Raw genomic sequence first — 20800 nt, forward strand, 5'->3', positions numbered from 1 at the left:
TCCACGCCACGTACTGGCGCGCGTGACAGGCCAGGGGCGGGATCGCCCCTGGCCTCGAACGCTGAACTCTAGCTCTGGCTGAGGCTGTCCAGCCACGCCTGGTGCAGGCCGGCGAACCTGCCGGACGCCGCGATGAGCTGGGCGGGCGGCCCGTCCTCGACGATGCGTCCGCGATCCATCACCAGCACCCGGTCGGCGATCTCGACGGTCGACAGCCGGTGCGCGATGATCAGCGCGGTGCGGTCGGCGAGGATCGTGCGCAGCGCGCGCTGCACGAGCCGCTCGCTCGGCACGTCGAGGCTGGAGGTGGCCTCGTCGAGGATCAGCACCGCCGGGTCGGCGAGGAACGCCCGCGCGAACGCGACGAGCTGCCGCTGCCCCGCCGACATGCGCCCGCCGCGCTTGCCGACCTCGGTGTCGTAGCCGTCGGGCAGCGCGGAGATGAACTCGTGCGCGCCGATGGCCTTGGCGGCCTCGCGCACCTGGTGGTCGGTGGCGTCGGGGCGGCCGAACCGGATGTTGTCGGCGACCGTACCGCTGAACAGGAAGTTCTCCTGGGTCACCATGACCACGGCCTGGCGCAGGGTCTGCTCGTCGAGCCCGCGCAGGTCGACGCCGTCGAGCAGTACCCGCCCGTCGGTCGGGTCGTAGAAGCGGGAGATCAGCTTGGCCAGCGTCGTCTTGCCCGCGCCCGTCGCGCCGACCAGGGCCACGCTCTGCCCGGCAGGGATGGTCAGGTCGAGCCGCGGCAGGATCGGCATCTCCGCCACGTACGCGAACGTGACGCCGTCGAAGCGCACCTTTCCGCGCGCCCTGCCGCCGGGCAGGGCCTCGGGCTCGCGCGGCTCGGGCACCCCGGGCTGCTCCTCCAGCACGCCCGACAGCTTCTCCAGCGCCGCACCCGCCGACTGCAGCGTGTTGTAGAACTGGCTGACCTCCTGCATCGGCTCGTAGAACTGCCGCAGGTAGAGCAGGAACGCGGTGAGCACGCCGATCAGCACCTCACCGTGGATCGCCAGATAGCCGCCGTAGAGCAGCACGCCGCCGATCGTCAGGTTGCCGATCAGCTTGACGCCGGTCATGAACGTCGCGCCGATCTGCATGCTGCGCGCGTTGGCGCCCCGGTAGTCGTCGTTGAGCTGCTCGAAGATCTCCTGGTTGCGCCGCTCGCGGCGGAACGCCTGCACGGCGCGGATGCCGGTCATCGACTCGACGAAGTGCACGATGACCAGCGCCACCGTCTCGCGCGTACGCCGGTAGACGAGCGTGGACTGCCGCCGGAACCAGCGGGTGAACAGCAGCAGCAGCGGGATCGGCACGAGCGCGACCAGACCGAGGTGCAGGTCCATGGCCAGCAGCAGCACGGCGGTGCCGAGCATGGTGAGCAGCGCCTTGACCAGGGCGTCGAAGCCCGACTGCACGAGCTCGGCGATGGACTCGACGTCGGAGGTGAGCCGCGAGATGACACGACCGGAGGTGTACTTCTCGTGGAAGCTCAGCGACAGCCGCTGGAAGTGGTCGAACACCCGGCGGCGCAGCTCGAGCAGGATGCTCTGGCCGATGGTGCCCGCCAGGCGCAGGAATGCCTGCCGGGTGAGCGCCTGGGTGACGGCCGCCGCGAGGATCACGCCGACCACGGTCAGCAGGACGGTCGGGTCGCCGCCCTTCCTGATGGGCGGGATGCCCTCGTCGATGCCGATCGCGACCAGCAGCGGGATCGACAGGGCGGCCGCGTTGGAGATCACGATGATCGTGACGAGCAGCGCGATCTTCTTCCGGTACGGCCTGAGCAGGTCGCCGAGCAGCCGCCGCGAGCGTGCCCGCAGCAGGACGGAGACCTTCTCCGACAGCTCGTCCTGGTCCTCGGACGCGACGCCGCGCCAGGACGACGCGGACGGCTTGGCCTCCTGGGTCGTGGTGGTCATCGCAAGGCCCCTTCCGCCGCGTCGTCGAGGTCGGCGTCCTGGGCCAGCAGCTCGCGGTACTCGGGCACCTTCGCCAGCAGCTCGTCGTGCCGGCCGACGTGGGTGATGGTGCCGCCGCGCAGCAGCGCGACCTTGTCGGCGAGCAGCACGGTGGAGGCGCGGTGGGCGACGACGATGCCGGTCGCGTCGCGCAGCACGTGCCGCAGCGCCTCCTCCACGAGGGCCTCGGTCTCGACGTCGAGCGCCGACAGGGTGTCGTCGAGCACCAGGATGCGGGGCTTGCTGAGCACGGCCCTGGCCAGGGCGAGCCGCTGGCGCTGCCCGCCGGACAGCGACAGGCCCTGCTCGCCGATGCGGGTGTCGAGCCCCCACGGCAGGTCGTACACGAACTGCGCCTGGGCGGTCTCGACCGCGGCTGCCAGCTCTTCCTCGGTGGCGTCGGCCCGGCCGAGCATGAGGTTCTCGCGCACGCTCATGGAGAACAGCGTCGGCTCCTCGAACGCGGTCGCCACGATCGACCGTAACGTGGCCAGGTCGAGGTCGCGGATGTCGTGCCCGTCGATGGTGACCCGGCCGGAGGTGGGGTCGATCAGGCGCGGGACGAGCGCCGTCAACGTGGTCTTGCCCGCGCCGGTGGCTCCCACGACGGCGACCGTCTCGCCCGGCCGCACGTCGAGCCAGACGTCGTGCAGCACCGGCTCGTCGGAGTCGGCGAAGCGGAAGCCGACGCCTTCGAGGCGCAGGTGACCGCGCGGCTCGTCGATCGTGTCGGTGGCGCCGTCCTTGATCGCGGGGACGGTGTCGAGGACCTCCATGACGCGGTCGGCGGAGGTCATCGCCTCCTGTGCCATGGCGAGGATGTAACCGAGGCTCGCGATGGGCCAGACGAGCTGCAGCATGAGCGTGGTGAAGGCCACCAGCGCGCCCAGGGTCAGCGCGCCCGTGCCGACGGCCAGCGCGCCCAGCAGCAGCACCAGGGCCAGCGTGATGTTGGGGATGATCTCCAGGAAGGAGAAGAAGCGCGCCGACAGCCGCACCTTGTCCATCGAGGTGCCGTACACCTTGAGCGCGGCGTCGTCGTAGCGGTCGTAGACGTGGTGGCGGCGGCCGAACGCCTTGATCGTACGGATGCCGATCGCCGACTCCTCGACGAGCGTGGCGAGGTCGCCCTGCTCGTCCTGGACCTGGCGGGAGACCTTGATGTAGCGCTTCTCGAAGCGCAGCGAGGTCCAGATGATCGGCACGGCGGAGGCCAGCACCAGCAGCCCGAGCGGCCAGTACTTGTTGAGCAGCAGCACGGTGACCGTGATGAGCTGCAGGATGTTCATGACCAGGAAGAGCATGCCGAAGCCGAGGAAGCGACGGATGGTCGACAGGTCGGTGGTGGCGCGTGACAGCAACTGGCCCGACTGCCAGTCGCCGTGGAAGCCCATGGGCAGGCGCTGCAGGTGGGCGTAGAGGTCGTTGCGGATGGCCGTCTCGAGGCCGAGGACCGGCTTGACCTGGGCCCAGCGCCTCAGGAAGATCAGCAGCGCTTCGAGCGCGCCGACGCCGGCCGCGAGGAGCCCGAGAGGCAGCAGCGCGCCGGTGTCGCCGTGGGCGACGGGGCCGTCGATGACCCGTTCGATGACGAGCGGGAGCGAGATGGCGGCGCCGATGCCGACGATCGCCATCAGCCAGATGAGGCTCAACCGGAGGACGTACGGGCGGAGGTACGACTTCATCCGCCACAGGGAGTTGGAGGACAGCAGGGGACGGCGAGGTATGTGCGTATCGGGAGGCATCCCCACCAGATTAGTACGGCGAAGCAACCGTTTTTCAGTGGCCTGATGGTGGGTTTCCCGTAGATGACGTGGGGAAATGCGGGATTTGGCCCACTTTCGACAGGCCGTTACCGTCGATGTGATCCACACGACCACAGAGGGCATGACCGACTCCCGACCTGAGGGGACACATGATCGACTCTTTCGAGCTGCCGTATCTGCGCCGCTGCGTCGAGCTGGCCGCGCGGGCGCTCGATCTGGGCGACGAGCCGTTCGGCTCGGTGCTGGTCGCGGGCGACGGCACCGAGCTCGCCGAGGACCACAACAGGGTGGCCTCCGGCGACCGCACGCGGCACCCGGAGTTCGCGCTCGCCCGCTGGGCGGCCGGGCACCTGTCGCCCGAGGAACGGGCCGCGGCCACCGTCTACACCTCAGGCGAGCACTGCCCGATGTGCGCCGCCGCGCATGCCTGGGTGGGGCTGGGCCGGATCGTGTACGCCGCCTCCTCCGCCCAGCTGAGCGGGTGGCTGGCCGAGTTCGGCGTGCCCGCGCCGCCCGTACGGCCGCTGCCCGTGCACGAGGTGGCGCCGGGGGTGATCGTGGAGGGGCCGGCGCCGGAACTCACCGCGGAGATCCGCGAACTGCACCGCCGGCACCACCGAGCCGCCTGAGCGCCGCCTCGTGCACCGCCTGGGCGCCGCCTGAGCACGGCAAGGCCCCGCCCGGACGCTCGTCCCGGCGGGGCCGGCCTTACCACTTCAGCGCACGTTCTGCGACGTCAGGTACGACTGCCACCACGGCGGCTTGGCGGTGGAAAGGGGATCTGAGCAGTTACACGAGCCACACCCCGCGAACATGGGTCCTCCTCGACTGGGGACGGGTCGAACCCGTCGCTACCTGCCACTCAGTCTGACCGCCAGGGCGTGGCCCGGATAGCCGCCTCAGATCTACAGCACCGTGGCGAAACCGCAACGTGGTCACCGGACGGCCGAACTCACGCTGAGGCTAAAGGACCGTCATCTTCGCGGAGAGCTTTGACCGGCCGTACGCCCGGAGCCCTGGCGGAGGGGATGACCTCGCAGGACGCGTCCTAAGCTGTGATTCATGGCTACATGTGAGCATCTTTCCCGACCCGGCGACGTCGACGCGCTGACGCCGGACGGCTGCGAGGAGTGCCTGGCCTCCGGCGGCCGGTGGGTGCACCTGCGGCGCTGCCTCGAATGCGGGCACGTCGGGTGCTGCGACTCCTCGCCCGGCAAGCACGCCACCCAGCACTTCCACTCCAGCGGCCACCCGGTGATCCAGTCGTACGAACCCGGCGAGGAATGGCGCTGGTGCTTCGTGGACAACCAGATGGCCTGACGCGCCGCCGTCAGTCGCGGTTGAGCAGCGCCTCCTCGAAGTCGAGCTCCGCCATCACGGTGCGGAGCACCTCGTCGTCGAGGCGGCGCTCGTCGCGCAACCGGACGAACACCCGGCGTTCGGCGTGCAGCATCTCGCGGCGCAGCCGCCGGTAGAGCGCGCTCGGGGTCTCGGCGCCGTCCTGCCCGGTGCCGCCCCCCAGCCGCTCCCACGCGCTCAGCGAACGCCGCCACGACTTCTCCCGCAGGTTGCTGATCACCTCGGCCCGGATCTCGTCGGGCTCCCCGTCCTTCTCGATCAGTCGTTCGAGCTCGGCCACGCCGGCGTCGAGCGCCGCCTGCTGCGCCGCCGCCTCGGCCAGGCGGTCCTCGTACTGCTGCTGCCGCCCTGACACGCCGAGCCGCTTGATCAGCGTCGGGAACGTGGTGCCCTGGATGAGCAGGGTGCCGATCACGGTGGTGAACGTCAGGAACAGCAGCAGCGCCCGGTCGCGCGCGGGCACCTCGGGCGGGATGGCGAACGCCGCCGCCAGCGACACCACGCCGCGCATGCCGGCCCACGAGAGGATCAGCCGCTGCGCCACCGTCGGCCTGGCCGTGGCCTGGCCGAGCAACTTGATGGGGTACGTCAGCACGAACACCCACACGAACCTGCTGAGGATGACCACGCCCAGCACCGCGGCGGCGTAGCCCGCGACCTCCCAGACGCCGTAGCTGCCCATGATGCCCTCGGTCACGGTGACGACCTGCAGCCCGATCAGCGCGAAGACGACCGCCTCGAGGAGGAACGCGGTGACCCTCCACACCGCGGCGGACTGCAGGCGGGTGCCGAACCCCTGCAGGTGCATGCGGTTGCCCAGATGGAGACCGATGATCACGACCGCGATGACGCCCGAGGCGTGCACCGACTCGGCGGCGAGGTAGGCGGCGAACGGGATCAGCAGCATCAGCGTGTTCTCGACCAGCGAGTCGCGCGTGTACCGGAACAGCCACGCGGACGCCAGGGCCAGCGCCACCCCGATCGCCACGCCGCCCACCGCGGCGAGCAGGAACTCCCCCAGCCCCTGCCACATGCTGACGGCTCCGCCCAGGGCCGCCCCGATCGCCACCCGGTAGAGCGTCAGCGCGGTGGCGTCGTTGAACAGGCTCTCACCGATGAGGACGGTCAGCGCCTTGCGCGGCAGCCCCAGCCGGCGACCGACCGCGACGGCCGCCACCGCGTCGGGCGGCGCGACGATGGCGCCCAGGGCGAACGCCAGCGCGAGCGGCAGGTCGGGCAGCATCAGGTGGACGACCATGCCGACGGCGGCCGCGGTGAACAGCACCAGCCCGACCGACAGCAGGCCGATGGTGCGTTGCGCGTCGCGCAGGCGCAGGTAGGAGCTGTCGAGCGCGGCGGAGTAGAGCAGCGGCGGCAGGAACACGTACAGCACGAGCTCCGGCTCCAGCGGCACGGCCGGCACGAACGGCGAGACCAGCAGGCCGACGGCCACCAGCACCAGCGGCACCGGCCAGCCCCTGCGCCGCGCCACGGCGGCGACGCCGATCGCCCCCGCGGCCACCACCAGCAACTGCAGGCCCATGACGGACTCCACCCGGCTGCCCCCTCCCCCACGATCGTCAGGTCGATCGCGTGGCGCGCCCGGCGTCGGCGTCACCCTCGATCGTCCCGCCCGCGAGAGTACCTGCCACGCCGGAGGGCGCGGTAAAGCGGCGGCCCCGGGAGCGCGTCAGCGGCGTCCCGTCACCACTCCCTGCGGTCGCCGCGCTCCTGGTGGTCGGACTGTTCGGGACGCAGGCGCTCGCCCGTGGAGAACATGGGGTCCCCGACGTAGGGGCGGGACATGTTGGGGTCGCCCTGCTGCGGGTACTGCTCCTGCCGGCCGAGGGCGAGCAGCGGGTCGACCGGGTTCGGCTGCCCCGCCTGGGGATTGCTCTGGCCCTGGTAGGACGCGTACTCGTCGTGGGCCGGCTGCTGCCGCCGCTGCGGCATCGGACGCGGGCGGCCCGCCCCCGGGATGCCGTGCATGGGCGTGCCGAGACCCGCCGCGCCGGCCTGCTCCTGCTGGTACGACTCCGACGGCCGCCCCCCGTAGGGGTCGGACGGGTACGGGTCGGACGGGTAGGTCTCGGGACGTGCCCGGGTCGGCTGGTAGGAGTCGGCCTGCGAGGGGAAGCCGCGCGGGTCGGTGCTCAGCGGCGAGGAACGGCGTTGCTCGCCGGGCAGTTGGTAGACGGGTTCGTTCTCGACGTACTGCGGGCCGGTGAACGGCTCGGGCTGGCTCTGCTGGGTGTACTGGGGGCCGCTGAGCGGATCGGCGGTGTACTGCGGACCGCCGAGCGGGTCGGCCGTGTACTGCTGCGGGCCGCTGAGCGGGTCGGCGGTGTACTGCGGTCCGCTGAAGGGGTCGCCGGTGTAGGCCGGCTGCGGGCCGGTCTGCTCGACGTACCGCGGCTGTGCCGGGGGTTGTGCCGGTTCGGCGTACTGTGCGGCGGGCTGCTCACCGTACTGCTGGCCGCCGTACTGCTGCTGCTCGCCGTACTGCTGCTGCTCGCCGTACTGCTGCTGCTCGCCGTACTGCTGCTGCTCGCTGTACTGCTGCTGTTGCTCGACGTACTGGGGGCCGGTGAAGGGGCGCTGGTCGCCGTACGCGGGGGTGGTGTCCCGCGGCGCGGCCGGCTCGCTGTAGGAGGCGACGAGCTTGTCCTGCGGCGGGTTGCCCCTGGCGACGAGCACGTCGCTCGGCGCCAGGGAGGGCACGGGCCGCTCCTCCTGCGGGGGCTGCTGCTGCATCAGCTGCTGGACGTGCTCGGGCGGCCGGTGGTAGGTGCCCGTGCCGGGGATGGCCTCGGTGACCGGGTCGTGGGCCGGCACGGCGGGCTGTTCGCCCGTGGCCTCGGCGTAGCCGTCGTCAAGGGTGTCGAGCAGCCGGCCGACGTCCTCCATCGGCATGCGGAAGCTCGCTGTGCACATCTCTCCGCGCCACAGACTGAGGACCAGAGTCCCCTCGTGCCAGGTGACCCGGAGACACCGCTCCTGACCTCGGGCATCGAAGAAGACTTCGCCGAACGACGGCAACGGGACAACTTCCGACATGGCAGACATACTGCTTTAACCAGCCTTTATTCGTCCACTCAACCTCTGAAAACCCTACTGAACCGGCCCACCCCATCTACGCCGAGAGCCTCCCTCGTCACACGCCGTGAGATTCGCCCGGACAGCTGGAGTCCTGATCGCCCAGTGTGCCACGCCGCCCGGCGGCACAGTTCGCGAACGCCGGGATGCGTCCGGCCGATCACACCCTGTTCGGCGCGGCGGCCCCGGAATGCGGGTAGCGTTTACTGCCGTGCCCGACTCCCATCTCCCGCCAGTCGACGAACTGCTCAGCATCGCGGTCACCGCTCTCGGAGGGAGCGAACGCCAGGGTCAGGTGACCATGGTCAAGGCCGTGCAGACGGCCATCGACAGCGGCGAGCATCTGGCCGTCCAGGCCGGCACGGGCACCGGCAAGTCACTGGCCTACCTGGTGCCGGCGGTCCGGCACGCCATCGACGACGACAGCCCCGTCGTGATCTCGACGGCGACCATCGCGCTGCAGCGCCAACTCGTCGACCGCGACCTGCCCCGCCTCGCCGAGGCGCTGGGCGACAAGCTGCCGCACCCCCCGACGTACGCGATCCTCAAGGGCCGCCGCAACTACCTGTGCCGCTACAAGGCGACGGCCGGCTGGCCCGAGGACGACGAGCAGGACCAGCTGTTCGACCCGCGCGAGGTGAGCGCGACCGGCCGCATGGTGCAGCGCATCCAGGAGTGGGCCGACGAGACCGAGACCGGCGACCGCGACGAGCTGGTACCGGGCGTGAGCGAGCAGGCCTGGCGGCAGTTCTCGGTGAGCGCCCAGGAGTGCCTCGGGGCCTCGCGCTGCCCGAGCGGCGCCGAGTGCTTCGCCGAGCTGGCCAGGGCGCGGGCCGGCGAGTCCGACGTGGTGGTCACCAACCACGCGCTGCTGGCCATCGACGCCATGGGCGACATGCCCGTACTGCCGGAGCACGACGTCGTCGTGGTCGACGAGGCGCACGAGCTGGTCGACCGGGTGACGTCCGTGGTGACCTCCGAGCTGTCGGAGGCGTCGGTGACGCTGGCCGTCCGCCGCGTCGGCCGGCTGATCGACCAGCCCATCGCCGACCAGCTGCTCGAGGCCGGCGAAGACCTCAAGGCGCTCCTCGCGGCGGCGCCGCCCGGCCGCATCGACGAGCTGCCGCAGGTGCTCGGGCTGACCCTCCAGCTCGTCCGCGACACGGCCTGGCGCTGCATCACCGCCCTGGGCCCGCGCAACGCCGACAAGGACGACCCCGACAAGGCCGGGCAGCGCAAGGCCGCGTTCACGGCGCTCGACGACGTGCACGACACCGCGGTGCGCATGCTCGAGGCGTACGGGCACGCCACCGAGGCCGACCGCGCCGAGGTGGTCTGGCTCGACGGCGGCACCGACCGGCGCCCGCCCGCGCTGCGGGTGGCGCCGCTCAGCGTGAGCGGCATGCTGCGCGACAAGCTGTTCGGCGAGCGCACGGTGGTCCTCACCTCGGCCACGCTGGCGCTCGGGGGCACGTTCGACGCGCTCGCGGCGCAGTGGGGGCTCGGCGACGGCAAGGGCTGGCAGGGCATCGACGTCGGCTCGCCGTTCGACCACCCCCGCTCCGGCATCCTGTACGTCGCCAAGCACCTCCCCCAGCCGGGCCGCGACGGGCTGCCCGAGCAGTACCTCGACGAGATCGCCGAGCTGATCGAGGCCGCCGGCGGGCGCACGCTCGGGCTGTTCTCCTCCATGCGCGCGGCCAAGGCGGCCACCGAGGCGCTGCGCGACCGGCTCGACGTGCCGCTGCTGTGCCAGGGCGACGACTCCACCATGCTGCTGGTCAAGCAGTTCGCTGAAGACGAGCCGACGTGCCTGTTCGGGACGCTGTCGCTGTGGCAGGGCGTCGACGTGCCGGGGCCGTCGCTGCGCCTGGTGATCATCGACCGGGTGCCGTTCCCCCGGCCCGACGACCCGCTCACCTCGGCCCGCCAGCGGCATGTCGCGGCGCGGGGCGGCAACGGGTTCATGGCGGTGGCGGCCAACCACGCCGCGCTGCTGCTCGCCCAGGGCGTCGGCCGGCTGCTGCGGGCCCAGGACGACAAGGGCGTGATCGCCGTCCTCGATCCGCGGCTCGTCACGGCCCGCTACAGCGGGTTCCTGATGGGCTCGCTGCCGCCGTTCTGGCGCACCACCGACCCGGCGGTGCCGAGGGCGGCGCTGCAGCGCCTGACGGCCGAGACCGGCTGAGCGCGCCCGGAGCGGCCGGTCAGGCCCAGGGCGCGAGGTCGGGACGCTTGGGGGTGCGGCCGTCACCGGAGGAGACTCCGCGCAGGCGGCGCGAGACCCAGGGCACGAGGTATTCGCGGATCCACTGGGCGTCCTCGCGGCGGCGGGCCCGCGGGTCGACCACCCGGTCGGGCCAGTCCTTGCGCCACTCCTCGAACGGCACGCCCAGCACGTCGAGCACCCGGGCGGCCACGAGCCGGTGACCGTCCTCGTTCATGTGCAGCCGGTCGGGGCTCCAGGCCCGCCAGTCGCGCAGGCCCTGCATCGACCACTGGTCGACGATGCGGCAGCCGTACAGGTCGGCGATGGACCGCACGTGCAGGTAGTAGACGGCGAACCGGCCGCGCAGCCGCCGCATGAGCGGCGTGTCGCGCGGGTCGACCCCCGTGAACAGCAGCACGTCGGCGCCCGCGGACCGCAGGTCGCGGACGGCGCTCGCGAGCTTCTTGGCCATCACGTCGGGATCGCTGCCGGGCCGGAGCAGGTCGTTGCCCCCCGCGCACAGGCTGACGAGGTCGGGGGCCATCTCGACGGCCACCGGCACCTGCTCGGCCACGATCTGGTCGAGCAGCTTGCCGCGCACGGCGAGGTTGGCGTAACGGAGAGCGGGCTCGTCGAGGGAGAGCCGTTCGGCCACCCGGTCGGCCCAGCCACGGTAGTGGCCGCCCTGACCGGGATCGTTCAGCCCTTCTGTGAAACTGTCACCGAGGGCGACGAAGGACTTGTAGTGCCTCATGGGGTGGTGTTCATCTCCGGGATAGGGGGCGGCGCAGGGACGTACGACTGTAGTGCCAAGCCCGCGCGAACGCCTGCCGCCACCCCGGCCGGGACGCAGGATTTTCCCCCGCCACGGCCGGGACGGTCACGCCGAGATCTCCTTGTACGCCGCCTCCAGCAGCTCTTCCGCGGGCCCTTCGAGACGGCCAGGACGGGCGAGGCCGTCGAGGACCACGAACCGCTGCTTGGCGCCGCGGTTCTTCTTGTCGAGACGCATGTGCTCGCGCAGCCGCGGCCAGGCGTCGGCGCGGTAGGAGACGGGCAGGCCCACGGCGGTGAGGATCGCACGCGTGCGCTCGACCAGGTCGGCGCGGCCGGACAGCCGCGACAGCTCGGCGGCGTAGACCATGCCGATGGCCACGGCCTCACCGTGCCGGATGCCGTAGTGCTCCTCGCGTTCGATCGCGTGGGCGAGCGTGTGGCCGTAGTTGAGGATCTCGCGCAGGCCCGCCTCGCGCAGGTCGGCGCCCACGACGTCGGCCTTGACGCGGACCTTGCGTTCGATCAGCTCGCGCGTGTGGGGGCCGTCGGGACGGGTGGCGGCCTCGGGGTCGGCCTCGACGAGCGCGAGGATCTCTGGGTCGGCGATGAAGCCACCCTTGATGATCTCGGCGAGCCCGGCGACGTAGTCGGCCTTCGGCAGGCCGGCGAGCGTGGACAGCTCGCACAGCACCCCCGCGGGCGGCAGGAACGTGCCCACGAGGTTCTTGCCCTCGGGGGTGTCGATGCCGTTCTTGCCGCCGACCGCCGCGTCGACCATGGCCAGCAGCGTCGTGGGCACGAGCACGACCTGCACGCCGCGCAGCCACGTGGCGGCCACGAACCCCGCGAGGTCGGTGGTCGCGCCGCCGCCCACGCCGACCACCGCGTCGGAGCGGGTGACGCCGTGGCGGCCGAGCGCCGACCACAGCTCGGCCGCGACCTCGACGGTCTTGGCCTGCTCGCCGTCGGGCACCGGCAGCTCGGCCACCTGGTAGCCGGCCGCCGACAGCGCCGCGCACACCGGCTCGGAGACCTGCGGCAGCGTCCGCGGGCAGATGACCGCGACCGTGCGCACGCCGGGCCTCAGCAGCGTGGGCAGCTCTCCGAGCACGCCGCCGCCGACCACGACGTCGTACGGGCTGTCGCCGCCCACGGTGATGCGGGTCGCGGTCATGCGGGCAGCCCCTTCACGATCTCGTCGGCGAGCTCGTCGGGGGTGCGCTTGTCGGTCACGACCGTCTGGGACGCGAGCCGCTCGTAGACCGGGCGGCGCTCCTCCATGAGCTTCTTCAGCTGGCTGCGCGGGTTGAGCACGAGCAGCGGCCGCGCCGCGGCCAGGCCGACCCGCTGCACGGCGTCGGACAGGCCCACCGACAGATAGACGACGTGGTGGCCGGCGAGCAGCTGCTGCGTGCGCTCGTCGAGCACCGCGCCGCCGCCCAGCGACAGGACGCCGTCGTGCTCGGCGAGCGCGCGGCGTACGGCCTCGTGCTCGAGCTCGCGGAAGCGGGCCTCGCCGTCCTCGACGAAGATGTCGGAGACGGGCTTGCCGGCCACGGTCTCCACGTCGGCGTCGGTGTCGCGGAACACCACGCCGAGCCGCTCGGCGAGCATCCGCCCGAGCGTGGTCTTGCCCGAGCCGGGAGGACCGATCAGGACGGCCTTGGTCATGGGTGGCTCACCGCTCCTCTTTACTTGATCACCATGGACGAGAGGTAGCCGGCCAGGTTGCGGGCGACCTCCTCGACGGAGTCGCCGCCGAACTTCTCGAGCGCCGCGTCGGCCAGCACGAGCGCGACCATCGCCTCGGCCACGATGCCCGCCGCGGGGACGGCGCACACGTCGGAGCGCTCGTGGTGGGCCTTGGCGGCCTCGCCGGTCTTCACGTCGATCGTGGCCAGCGCCCTCGGCACCGTCGAGATCGGCTTCATCGCGGCGCTGACCCGCAGGATCTCGCCGTTGGTCATGCCGCCCTCGACACCGCCCGCGCGGTTGGTGACGCGGCGCACGCCGTCCTCGGTCGTGTACTCGATCTCGTCGTGGGCGCGCGATCCTGGCCGCCGCGCGGTCTCGAAGCCGTCGCCGACCGCGACGCCCTTGATGGCCTGGATGCCCATGAGGGCCGCGGCGAGCCGGGAGTCGAGCCTGCGGTCCCAGTGGGTGTAGCTGCCGAGGCCGGGCGGCAGGCCGTAGGCGAGCACCTCGACGACGCCGCCGAGCGTGTCGCCGTCCTTGTGGGCCTTGTCGATCACCTCGACCATGGCGGCGCTGCCCTCCTGGTCGGCGCAGCGGACCGGGTCGGCGTCGACGCGGGCCAGGTCGCCCGGGCCGGGCAGCGCCTCGGACGGGGTGCGGGCGCCGCCGATCTCGGTGACGTGGCTGACGATGTCGACGCCGAGCGCCTGCTTGAGGAAGCGCCGCGCGACCTCGCCGAGCGCGACCCTGGCGGCCGTCTCGCGGGCGCTGGCCCGGTCGAGGACGTTGCGGGCGTCGTCGAGGCCGTACTTCTGCATGCCCGCCAGGTCGGCGTGGCCGGGGCGGGGACGGGACCTCGGCGCGTTGCGGGCCAGGCCCTCGAGCTCGGCCGGGTCGACCGGGTCGGCCGCCATGACCTTCTCCCACTTCGGCCACTCGGTGTTGCCGACGCGGACGGCCACCGGGCTGCCCATCGTGCGGCCGTGGCGGACGCCGCCCACGATCGTGACCTCGTCCTGCTCGAACTTCATCCGCGCGCCGCGGCCGTAGCCGAGCCTGCGGCGGCGCAGGGCCTCGTCGATGGCGGCCGTGGTCACCTCGACCCCGGCCGGCAGGCCCTCCAGGATGGCGACGAGTTCGGGCCCGTGGGACTCTCCGGCGGTCAACCAGCGCAACATGCGTACAAGTCTTCCACGTGCCACCGAGTGAGCCGTCCCAGGTCACCAGACGAGACACAGTGTCGCGAACGCGCCCAGCAGCATGAAGGGGCCGAACGGGAACTGCGTGTGCCTGCCGCCGCGGCCGGTCAGCAGCAGCGACAGGCCGTAGAGCGCGCCGGACAGCTGCCCGAGGAAGGCCGCCAGCACCAGGGCCTGCCAGCCGAGCGCGCCCGTGGCCAGCCCTATGAGACCGGCCAGCTTGACGTCGCCGAGGCCCAGCGCGTGGGGGCGGGCGAGCCACAGCAGTCCGTACGCGGCGGCGAGTGCCGCGCCGCCCGCCAGCGCGCGCGGCAGCTCCCCCGTGGGCGCGAGCGCGAGCCCCACGACAGGATAGGCGGGCAGCGTGATCGCGTCCGGCAGCGTGTACGTGCGCGAGTCGACGACCGCGAGGGCCACGCCGATCACGGCGAAGGGCACGTACGGGGGCCCGGCCCGCCAGGCGACCAGCGCGGTCACGGCGACGGTCGCGAGTTCCGGCGACCATGCGGGCGGCGAGCCCGCGACGTCGTCGTAGGAGGCGGCGAGCGCCCTGATCCGGTCACCGCAGACGAGGCCGAGCAGCGCCATGAGTCCGACCACGCCCAGACCCTAGACCGGGACGGCACTCCCGTACCCGAGAAATGCGGTTTCGCTGTGGTCAGCGCGCGACGGACAGGGCCAGGGGGACGGGGCCGAGCGCCCGGATCAGCGGGCGCACCAGCAGGACGAACGCCTCAGGCACCCGGGCCGACGCGATCCCGCCCAGGTCGATCACCTGGTGCGACGGCCACCCGAGATCGCCGAGCAGGCCCGCCACCGTCCGCTTGGCGGCGGGATCGTCGCCGGACAGGAACGCGACCGGGGGCACGGACAGGCTCTGCGGCGCGGCCATCAGCGAGGCGGGACCCATGGTGTTCAACGTCTTGACCACCCGGGTGCGCGGCATGGCCCTTTGGATCTCCTCGGCGAGGCTGGTGTCCGGGTGGAGCAGCCTCGCGGCCAGGCCGTCCGGGCCCTGCTCGACCGCGTTGGCGGTGTCGATCAGGACCTTCCCCTCGAGTTCGCGGCGCAGCGAGGTGAGCAGGGCGAGCGAGTGCTCACCCGGAGTGGCGTTCACCACGACGTCCGCCGATCGGGCCGCGTCGGCGGTGTCCGTCAGGCGGGCCCCCGCGTCCGCGATCCAGCGCAGGGACGTACGGGCCTGGGCGTGGCGCGAACCGATGATGAGGGTGTGTCCGGCCTTGCGGAGCCCACCGGTGAGGGCCCGGGCCACGTTGCCGGTCCCGAGGATGCCTATGGTCGTCATGCTGACTGCGTCTCCTGGTCGAAGGTTCGCCTCCGACGCTAGGGACCGTTCGGCCGGCCAGGAAGTACGCACGTGCAGGTGCCTTAGGTACGCGGAGGAACGTCATGCCGACCCGGACCAGCGCGCAGCGGCGGGAGACCGCCCGCGACGCCCACAGGGCCGCCGTCTCCCTCTGTCCCACGAACCGGGTCCTGGACCGGCTGGGCGAGAGATGGGTGGGCCTCGTACTCAAGGAGCTCGAAGCGGGTCCCCTGCGGCACAGCGACCTCGCGCGGGCGCTGGCGGGGGCGAGCCAGAAGATGCTCACCCACACGCTGCGCGAACTGGAGCGGGACGGTTTGGTGCGCAGGACGGTGACGGCGTCGGTGCCCGTGCGCGTCGACTACGCCCTCACCCCGCTCGGGGAGAGCCTGCTGCCGGTCGTGCACGCGGTGACGCGCTGGGCCCAGGAGCACGTCCAGGAGATCGACGCGGCTCGGCAGGCGTACGACGCGGAGAACTGACCGCGGGGTCTAGCGGCGGCCGAACCAGCGGCGGCGGCGGGGGGCGGGTTCGACCCTCGCGACGGTGACGCCGCCGAGCTCGGTGACGGTGCCGGACTCGACGGCGGCGAGCGCCTCCAGGACGGCGCCCTCGATCACGAACTGCACCGGGCCCGCCACGTCGACCACGACCGCGGCGGCCCCCTCATGGACGGCGGCCTGGCAGACCTGCAGCGTGGTGGCCTGGATCGGGCGGGCGTCGGGACGCCAGGCGGACAGCGACCCGGTGCCGGTGAACGCGAGCACCGCCTGCCTGCCGTCCTGGCCGACGAGCTTGGGCAGCGCCATCTCGCTCTCCTTCTCCTGCCGCAGCCCGTGGGCGCCGACCTCGGACTCGGTCAGCAGGGCGACGACGGGGACGAGCAGGCGGGCGCCGCTCAGGGCGTTGAGTACCTCGGCGGCGTCGCCCGCACCGGAGTGGTAGGCGGCCAGCGCGGCGGCCACCGCCGGCGCGGCGGAGCCGTCGTCGTCGGGGTCGAGAGGTTGCGGGATGCTCGGCACAACCCCGCAGACTACCCGCGCCCGCCGCCGCCACGGAAAAGACGCCACGGGCCGCGACCGCCCTGCTGGAGGCTCTCAGCTCAGGTCGGAGATGGCGGCCACGGGGCCGCCGCCCGACGGGCCCTGGTGGACGGCGGCGACCGAGACGAAGACCGCCGGGTCGCCCGTGACGGACGCCGCCACGCCGCCCACCGCGGCCTTGATCTGCCGGTGCCAGTGCACGTCGGAGTCGTCCAGCATGATGTTGCGCCGTCCGCGTACCCGCCCCGACGGGTCGGCCTCGCACTTCATGAAGACGTTCACCAGCCGCCCGCCGAGGTCAGACGGGTGGGGCCGATCGGGCAGCGGCATGCCGGAGTCGCGGATGGCCTCCCAGATGCCGTCGGCGTCGAGGGCGTCCTTCATGACGCTGTGGCCGATGCGGTAGCGGCCGCCGATGCCGCGTACGTTGCCCACCAGCACGATCTGCGCCCGGTCGAGCTCCACCCCCGACGAGCAGGAGGCGACGGACGAGTACAGCGACAGGTCCTTGTGGATCTGGTCCTCGCGGGGCATCTCGATCTCGCCGAGCGCCACGGCGATGCCGAGGGCGGTGGTGGAGTTGGACAGGTCCATCGAGGGCCCGGTCTCCTCGATGGCGGTGTCGCGGCCGCGGCTCCTCGCGTCGGTGATGGTGGCCAGGGTGAGCAGCGGCGTCTTGGTCTGGACGTAGTGCACGTCGCGCGGGTCGTCGATGCCGGCGACCTTCATGGCCTCGCGCACCCCGGCGGCGACCTTCTCCACCATGGCGGGCCTGCCGATGTCCTCGGGCAGGATGATCTCGCTCATGGCGACGCCGACCGACAGGCGCGGCTCGTCGGTGACGGGGGCGTCGGCGGTGGTGGCGAAGACGGTGGCGTGCGGGCTGAGGATGCCGTCGGTGCCGCCCGACCACACCAGCGGCACGCTCTCGGGGGCCGGGTGCCCGTGCGCGGAGAGCACCTCGCGGAAGGCCCGGTCGGCGAGGATGCGCGTGTAGTCGTTCACGCCGCCGTTGCCCTCGGTCTTGCCGATGACGGCCAGCACCCGTTCGGCTTCGATCACGCCGTCGGCGATGAGCCGCGACAGGCCGGAGGCGTCGGTGACGCTCTCGATGGGCACCTTGCGCACTTCGATCGGGTCCGGCATGCCACGCCCCTTCGGTTCTCATCGGTCGCCCGCCTCGGCCGGCCGGGTCGCTGGCGACGCTAACCCAGCGGGCGGGCGGTGTTCATGGTCAATGTGTGCCCATGAAGAGCGCCGATGATGTCAACCCGAGCCGAGCGCGGGCGGCGTAGAGTCACCGTTGTGATCAGGAAAGCGCACGTCAACGGCGTCACGCTCGTCTACCGCGAGGAGGGCGACCCCTCCGCTCCCCCGCTTCTCCTCGTCCACGGGCGCACCGCCGACCACAACGACTGGAACGGCATCACCCAGCACTTCGCGCGGCGGCATCACGTGATCGTTCCCGACCTGCGCGGGCACGGCGGCAGCGACCACCCGGGGACGTACGCGCTGCCGGACATGGCCGCCGACCTCGTCGCGCTGCTCGACCACGTGGGCGCGGCGCGGGCCACGGTCATCGGGCACTCGCTGGGCGGGGTGGTGTCCTGCCTGCTGGCGAGCGGCAGTCCCGGCCGGGTGGATCGGCTCGTGCTGGAGGACGTGCCGACGCTGCCGCTGCGCGACCGCGACCCCATCGTGGAGGACGGCTCCACGGGGTTCGACTGGCGGATGATGCACGAGACCGAGCGGCAGTTCCTCGACCCCGACCCCCGGTGGCGGCAGGCGCTCACGGCGATCACGGCTCCCACGCTGGTGCTGTCGGGCGGGGCGGCGAGCCCGTTCCACGCCGACGAGACGGCCGCGCTGATCCCGGGGGCGAAGCTGGTCACCATCGAGGCGGGGCACCTGATCCACGTCGGGGCGCGGGCCGGGTTCCTGCGGGCGGTGGACTCCTTCCTCGCAGGCTGAGGCCCTGTGTCGGCCCTGTGTCGGCCCTGTGTCGGCTCTGCAGGCGGGGGTAGGCCAGGTGTCATGCACGGTCACCAGCGGCTGAACAGGCTGCGGATGATGGCGCCCTCCATCTTCCAGTGCGCTGTCGGGGCCGGTCTCGCCTGGCTGGTGGCCAAGGACGTGATCGGGCATCCGAGGCCGTTCTTCGCGCCCGTCGCGGTGGTGGTCGCCGTCGGCGTGGGTTTCGGGCAGCGGCTGCGGCGGGTGGCGGAGATGGTCGTCGGCGTCAGCCTCGGCGTGGGCGTGGGCGACCTGCTCGTGGCCTGGATCGGCACCGGTTCCTGGCAGATCACGCTGGTGGTCGCGCTGGCCATGGCGGTGGCGGTGTTCCTGGACCGTGGCTCGGTGATCGCGCTGCAGGCGGCGTCCTCGGCGGTGCTGGTCGCCACCCTGCTGCCGCCGAGCGGCCTCGGCGGCCTCGACCGGATGGTGGACGCCCTGGTCGGCGGTCTGCTCGGGCTCGCCGCTGTGTCGCTGCTGCCGGCGAGCCCGGCGCGGCTGATCACGCGGCACGCGACGGCGTTGTTCGGCGCGCTGGCGTCGACGCTGCGCGCGACGGCCGACGCGATCGATCAGTCGGACTCGGCGCTGGCCGCGACGGCGCTGGAGTCGGCGCGGACGACCCAGGAGCACGTGGAGGAGTTCCGGCAGGCGCTCGACACCGGCCGGGAGATCTCCCTCATCTCCCCCGTGCACCGGCGCTACCGCTGCCATCTCGAAGGGTACGAGAAGGCGGCCGTCCCTCTCGACCACGCCCTGCGCAACGTACGGGTGCTGGCGAGGCGGGCGATGGTGGCGCTCGACGGCGGCAGTCAGCTGCCGCCGTGGCTGCCGGGGGCGCTGCGGGAGCTGGCCGACGCGGCGATGCTGCTGTGCGACGAGCTGGCCCAGGGCGGCTCGCCGCGCAAGGCGTGCATGGCCGTGCTCACGGTCGCCTCCCGGCAGGGAAGCGAGCGGTGGGGGTTCTCCGCGGACGTGATGATCGCGCAGCTCCGGTCGATCATCGTGGACCTGCTGGAGGCCACGGGCACCGGGCGCGGGGAGGCGCTGTCGGCACTGCCGCCGCTGGACGCGCCGCACCGGCCCGGACGCTCCTGACGGTTTTGTACCGAGCCCCGAGTCAACACCGGAGTCAGTCAGGGAGCACGAAAGGGAATCCCTGGGGCAAACGTGACCCCAATGTCATATAGATCCGCCATCGTGGACTCGTGCGAACCACGGTCAGCGATCTTGTCAAGGAACGAATGGGCACGTTCGGCCTTGTCGCCCCCTCCATCGCTCAGTGCGCGGTCGGCTCGGCCATCGCCTGGATCATCGCGATCGAGCTGCTGGGCCATCCGCGACCGTTCTTCGCGCCGATCTCCGTGCTGATCTGCGTCGGCATGGGGCTCGGGCAGCGGCTGCGACGCGTGGTCGACCTGGTGGTCGGCGTCAGCGTGGGCGTGGGCGTGGGCGACCTGCTCGTCTCGTGGATCGGCTCAGGCCCGTTGCAGCTCGCCCTGGTGGTGGCCCTGGCCATGACCGTGGCGGTGCTGCTCAACAGCGGGGCGCTGTTCGTCGCGCAGGTGGGCTCGTCCGCGGTGCTGGTGGCCACCCTCGTCCCGGTCGACGGGGCGGGCGGATTCGACCGGATGGCCGACGCCCTGACGGGCGGCGTCGTCGGCGTGGCGGCGGTGGCGCTGCTGCCCGCGAGCCCGTTCTCGATCGCGGCCAAGCACCTGTCGGGCGTGCTGGACGCGATGTCCACGGTGCTGGAGCGGTCCGCGCAGGCCATCGAACGGCACGACATGGACCTGGCGGCGGACGCGCTGGAGGAGGCCAGGACGACGCAGGCGGCGGTGGAGGAGTTCGAGGCGGCGCTGGAGACCAGCAAGGAGATCACCCTGATCTCCCCGCTGCACTGGCACCGGCGGTCGCGGCTCGCGCGCTACGAGACGGCCGCCGTGCCCGTCGACCTCGCGCTGCGCAACGTACGGGTGCTGGCGAGGCGGACGCTGGCGTCGCTCGGCGAGTCGAGCCCACCTCCCGCCGCGCTGGCCGAGGCGATGCGCGAGGTGTCGGAGGCGGCGCTGCTGCTGCAGCTGGAGCTGAGCGCCGGGCGCGAGCCGACGCTCGCCCGGCAGGCGCTGCTGGCGGTGGCCGCCCGCGAACGCCCCCGCGACCTCGGCTTCTCGGCCCACGTCATCATCGCGCAGCTGCGCTCGGTGGTCGTCGACCTCCTCCAGGCGACCGGCATGGACAACAAGGAAGCAGCCGCGACCCTCACCCCATTGGACGACCCGGCCCACCACGACTGACCTCGGACCGAGGGCCCGGCCGGCGGTGACGCGCCCGCCACCGCCGGCCCGGCCA

At 72.4% G+C, this 20800-nt stretch carries 19 protein-coding genes; 7 read left to right on the forward strand and 12 right to left on the reverse strand.

Annotated elements, in window-relative coordinates:
- Nucleotides 1-68: 68 nt before the first annotated feature.
- Both BLR04_RS21080 and BLR04_RS21085 read right to left on the reverse strand, forming a co-directional pair.
- Nucleotides 69-1925, reverse strand: a complete 1857-nt coding sequence (locus BLR04_RS21080; protein ID WP_090767910.1) for an ABC transporter ATP-binding protein — start codon at nt 1923-1925, stop codon at nt 69-71.
- The gene (locus BLR04_RS21085; RefSeq protein ID WP_245740392.1) at nt 1922-3709 is read right to left on the reverse strand and encodes an ABC transporter ATP-binding protein; all 1788 of its coding nucleotides are present in this window, start codon (nt 3707-3709) and stop codon (nt 1922-1924) included. Before BLR04_RS21085 ends, BLR04_RS21080 begins: the two co-directional genes overlap by 4 nt.
- A gap of 170 nt (nt 3710-3879) precedes the next feature.
- Here BLR04_RS21085 and BLR04_RS21090 point away from each other — a divergent pair, with 170 nt between their 5' ends.
- Nucleotides 3880-4359 carry a nucleoside deaminase gene (locus BLR04_RS21090; protein ID WP_090767916.1) on the forward strand — a complete coding sequence of 160 codons (480 nt, stop codon included), beginning with the start codon at nt 3880-3882 and terminating at the stop codon, nt 4357-4359.
- Between the two features lie 433 nt (nt 4360-4792).
- Nucleotides 4793-5050: a UBP-type zinc finger domain-containing protein gene (locus tag BLR04_RS21095; RefSeq protein WP_090767920.1), complete on the forward strand. Its 258-nt coding sequence runs from the start codon at nt 4793-4795 to the stop codon at nt 5048-5050.
- 10 nt (nt 5051-5060) lie between these two features.
- Here the strand turns inward: BLR04_RS21095 and BLR04_RS21100 are convergent, their stop codons facing one another.
- Both BLR04_RS21100 and BLR04_RS21105 read right to left on the reverse strand, forming a co-directional pair.
- Nucleotides 5061-6632 (reverse strand): Na+/H+ antiporter, encoded by a 1572-nt coding sequence (locus BLR04_RS21100; protein WP_176903207.1) that lies wholly within the window; start codon nt 6630-6632, stop codon nt 5061-5063.
- A gap of 161 nt (nt 6633-6793) precedes the next feature.
- Nucleotides 6794-8002, reverse strand: a complete 1209-nt coding sequence (locus BLR04_RS21105; protein WP_143022127.1) for a hypothetical protein — start codon at nt 8000-8002, stop codon at nt 6794-6796.
- 373 nt (nt 8003-8375) lie between these two features.
- Here BLR04_RS21105 and BLR04_RS21110 point away from each other — a divergent pair, with 373 nt between their 5' ends.
- Complete coding sequence (locus BLR04_RS21110) at nt 8376-10373, forward strand: ATP-dependent DNA helicase (RefSeq protein ID WP_090767927.1); 1998 nt, start codon at nt 8376-8378, stop codon at nt 10371-10373.
- A 19-nt stretch (nt 10374-10392) separates the two neighbouring features.
- Here the strand turns inward: BLR04_RS21110 and BLR04_RS21115 are convergent, their stop codons facing one another.
- From BLR04_RS21115 to BLR04_RS21140, 6 genes are all read right to left on the reverse strand, one after another.
- Nucleotides 10393-11148, reverse strand: a complete 756-nt coding sequence (locus tag BLR04_RS21115; RefSeq protein WP_090767930.1) for an SGNH/GDSL hydrolase family protein — start codon at nt 11146-11148, stop codon at nt 10393-10395.
- A 126-nt stretch (nt 11149-11274) separates the two neighbouring features.
- Entirely contained in the window at nt 11275-12345 is a 1071-nt protein-coding gene (gene aroB / locus BLR04_RS21120) for a 3-dehydroquinate synthase (RefSeq protein WP_090767933.1), read from the reverse strand.
- Nucleotides 12342-12842 carry a shikimate kinase gene (locus BLR04_RS21125; RefSeq protein ID WP_090767936.1) on the reverse strand — a complete coding sequence of 167 codons (501 nt, stop codon included), beginning with the start codon at nt 12840-12842 and terminating at the stop codon, nt 12342-12344. The genes aroB and BLR04_RS21125 overlap by 4 nt, the downstream gene beginning before the upstream one ends.
- A 20-nt stretch (nt 12843-12862) precedes the next feature.
- A complete protein-coding gene (aroC, locus tag BLR04_RS21130) occupies nt 12863-14044 on the reverse strand; it encodes a chorismate synthase (RefSeq protein ID WP_090767939.1) in 1182 nt (393 codons plus the stop codon).
- Nucleotides 14045-14086: 42 nt separating this feature from the next.
- Nucleotides 14087-14665 carry a prepilin peptidase gene (locus tag BLR04_RS21135; protein WP_090767941.1) on the reverse strand — a complete coding sequence of 193 codons (579 nt, stop codon included), beginning with the start codon at nt 14663-14665 and terminating at the stop codon, nt 14087-14089.
- A gap of 58 nt (nt 14666-14723) precedes the next feature.
- Nucleotides 14724-15443, reverse strand: a complete 720-nt coding sequence (locus BLR04_RS21140) for an NADPH-dependent F420 reductase (RefSeq protein WP_143022128.1) — start codon at nt 15441-15443, stop codon at nt 14724-14726.
- Between the two features lie 32 nt (nt 15444-15475).
- Between BLR04_RS21140 and BLR04_RS21145 the strand changes: the two genes are divergently transcribed.
- Nucleotides 15476-15874 carry a winged helix-turn-helix transcriptional regulator gene (locus tag BLR04_RS21145; protein ID WP_090767947.1) on the forward strand — a complete coding sequence of 133 codons (399 nt, stop codon included), beginning with the start codon at nt 15476-15478 and terminating at the stop codon, nt 15872-15874.
- Nucleotides 15875-15883: 9 nt separating this feature from the next.
- On the opposite strand, the gene BLR04_RS21150 is transcribed toward BLR04_RS21145, so the two are convergent.
- Nucleotides 15884-16414: an SseB family protein gene (locus BLR04_RS21150; protein ID WP_090767950.1), complete on the reverse strand. Its 531-nt coding sequence runs from the start codon at nt 16412-16414 to the stop codon at nt 15884-15886.
- A 75-nt stretch (nt 16415-16489) separates the two neighbouring features.
- Entirely contained in the window at nt 16490-17581 is a 1092-nt protein-coding gene (gene bar / locus BLR04_RS21155; RefSeq protein ID WP_090767953.1) for a barbiturase, read from the reverse strand.
- A 159-nt stretch (nt 17582-17740) separates the two neighbouring features.
- Between bar and BLR04_RS21160 the strand changes: the two genes are divergently transcribed.
- The 3 genes from BLR04_RS21160 to BLR04_RS21170 all read left to right on the forward strand — a co-directional run bounded on the left by BLR04_RS21160 (nt 17741) and on the right by BLR04_RS21170 (nt 20745).
- Complete coding sequence (locus BLR04_RS21160; RefSeq protein ID WP_176903208.1) at nt 17741-18406, forward strand: alpha/beta fold hydrolase; 666 nt, start codon at nt 17741-17743, stop codon at nt 18404-18406.
- A gap of 63 nt (nt 18407-18469) precedes the next feature.
- Nucleotides 18470-19546, forward strand: coding sequence for an FUSC family protein (locus BLR04_RS21165; RefSeq protein WP_176903209.1), 1077 nt, complete (start codon nt 18470-18472; stop codon nt 19544-19546).
- A gap of 110 nt (nt 19547-19656) precedes the next feature.
- Complete coding sequence (locus tag BLR04_RS21170) at nt 19657-20745, forward strand: FUSC family protein (RefSeq protein ID WP_090767964.1); 1089 nt, start codon at nt 19657-19659, stop codon at nt 20743-20745.
- The last annotated feature ends 55 nt before the right edge of the window (nt 20746-20800 follow it).

This window comes from Nonomuraea maritima, assembly GCF_900100395.1.
Lineage (GTDB): Bacteria > Actinomycetota > Actinomycetes > Streptosporangiales > Streptosporangiaceae > Nonomuraea > Nonomuraea maritima.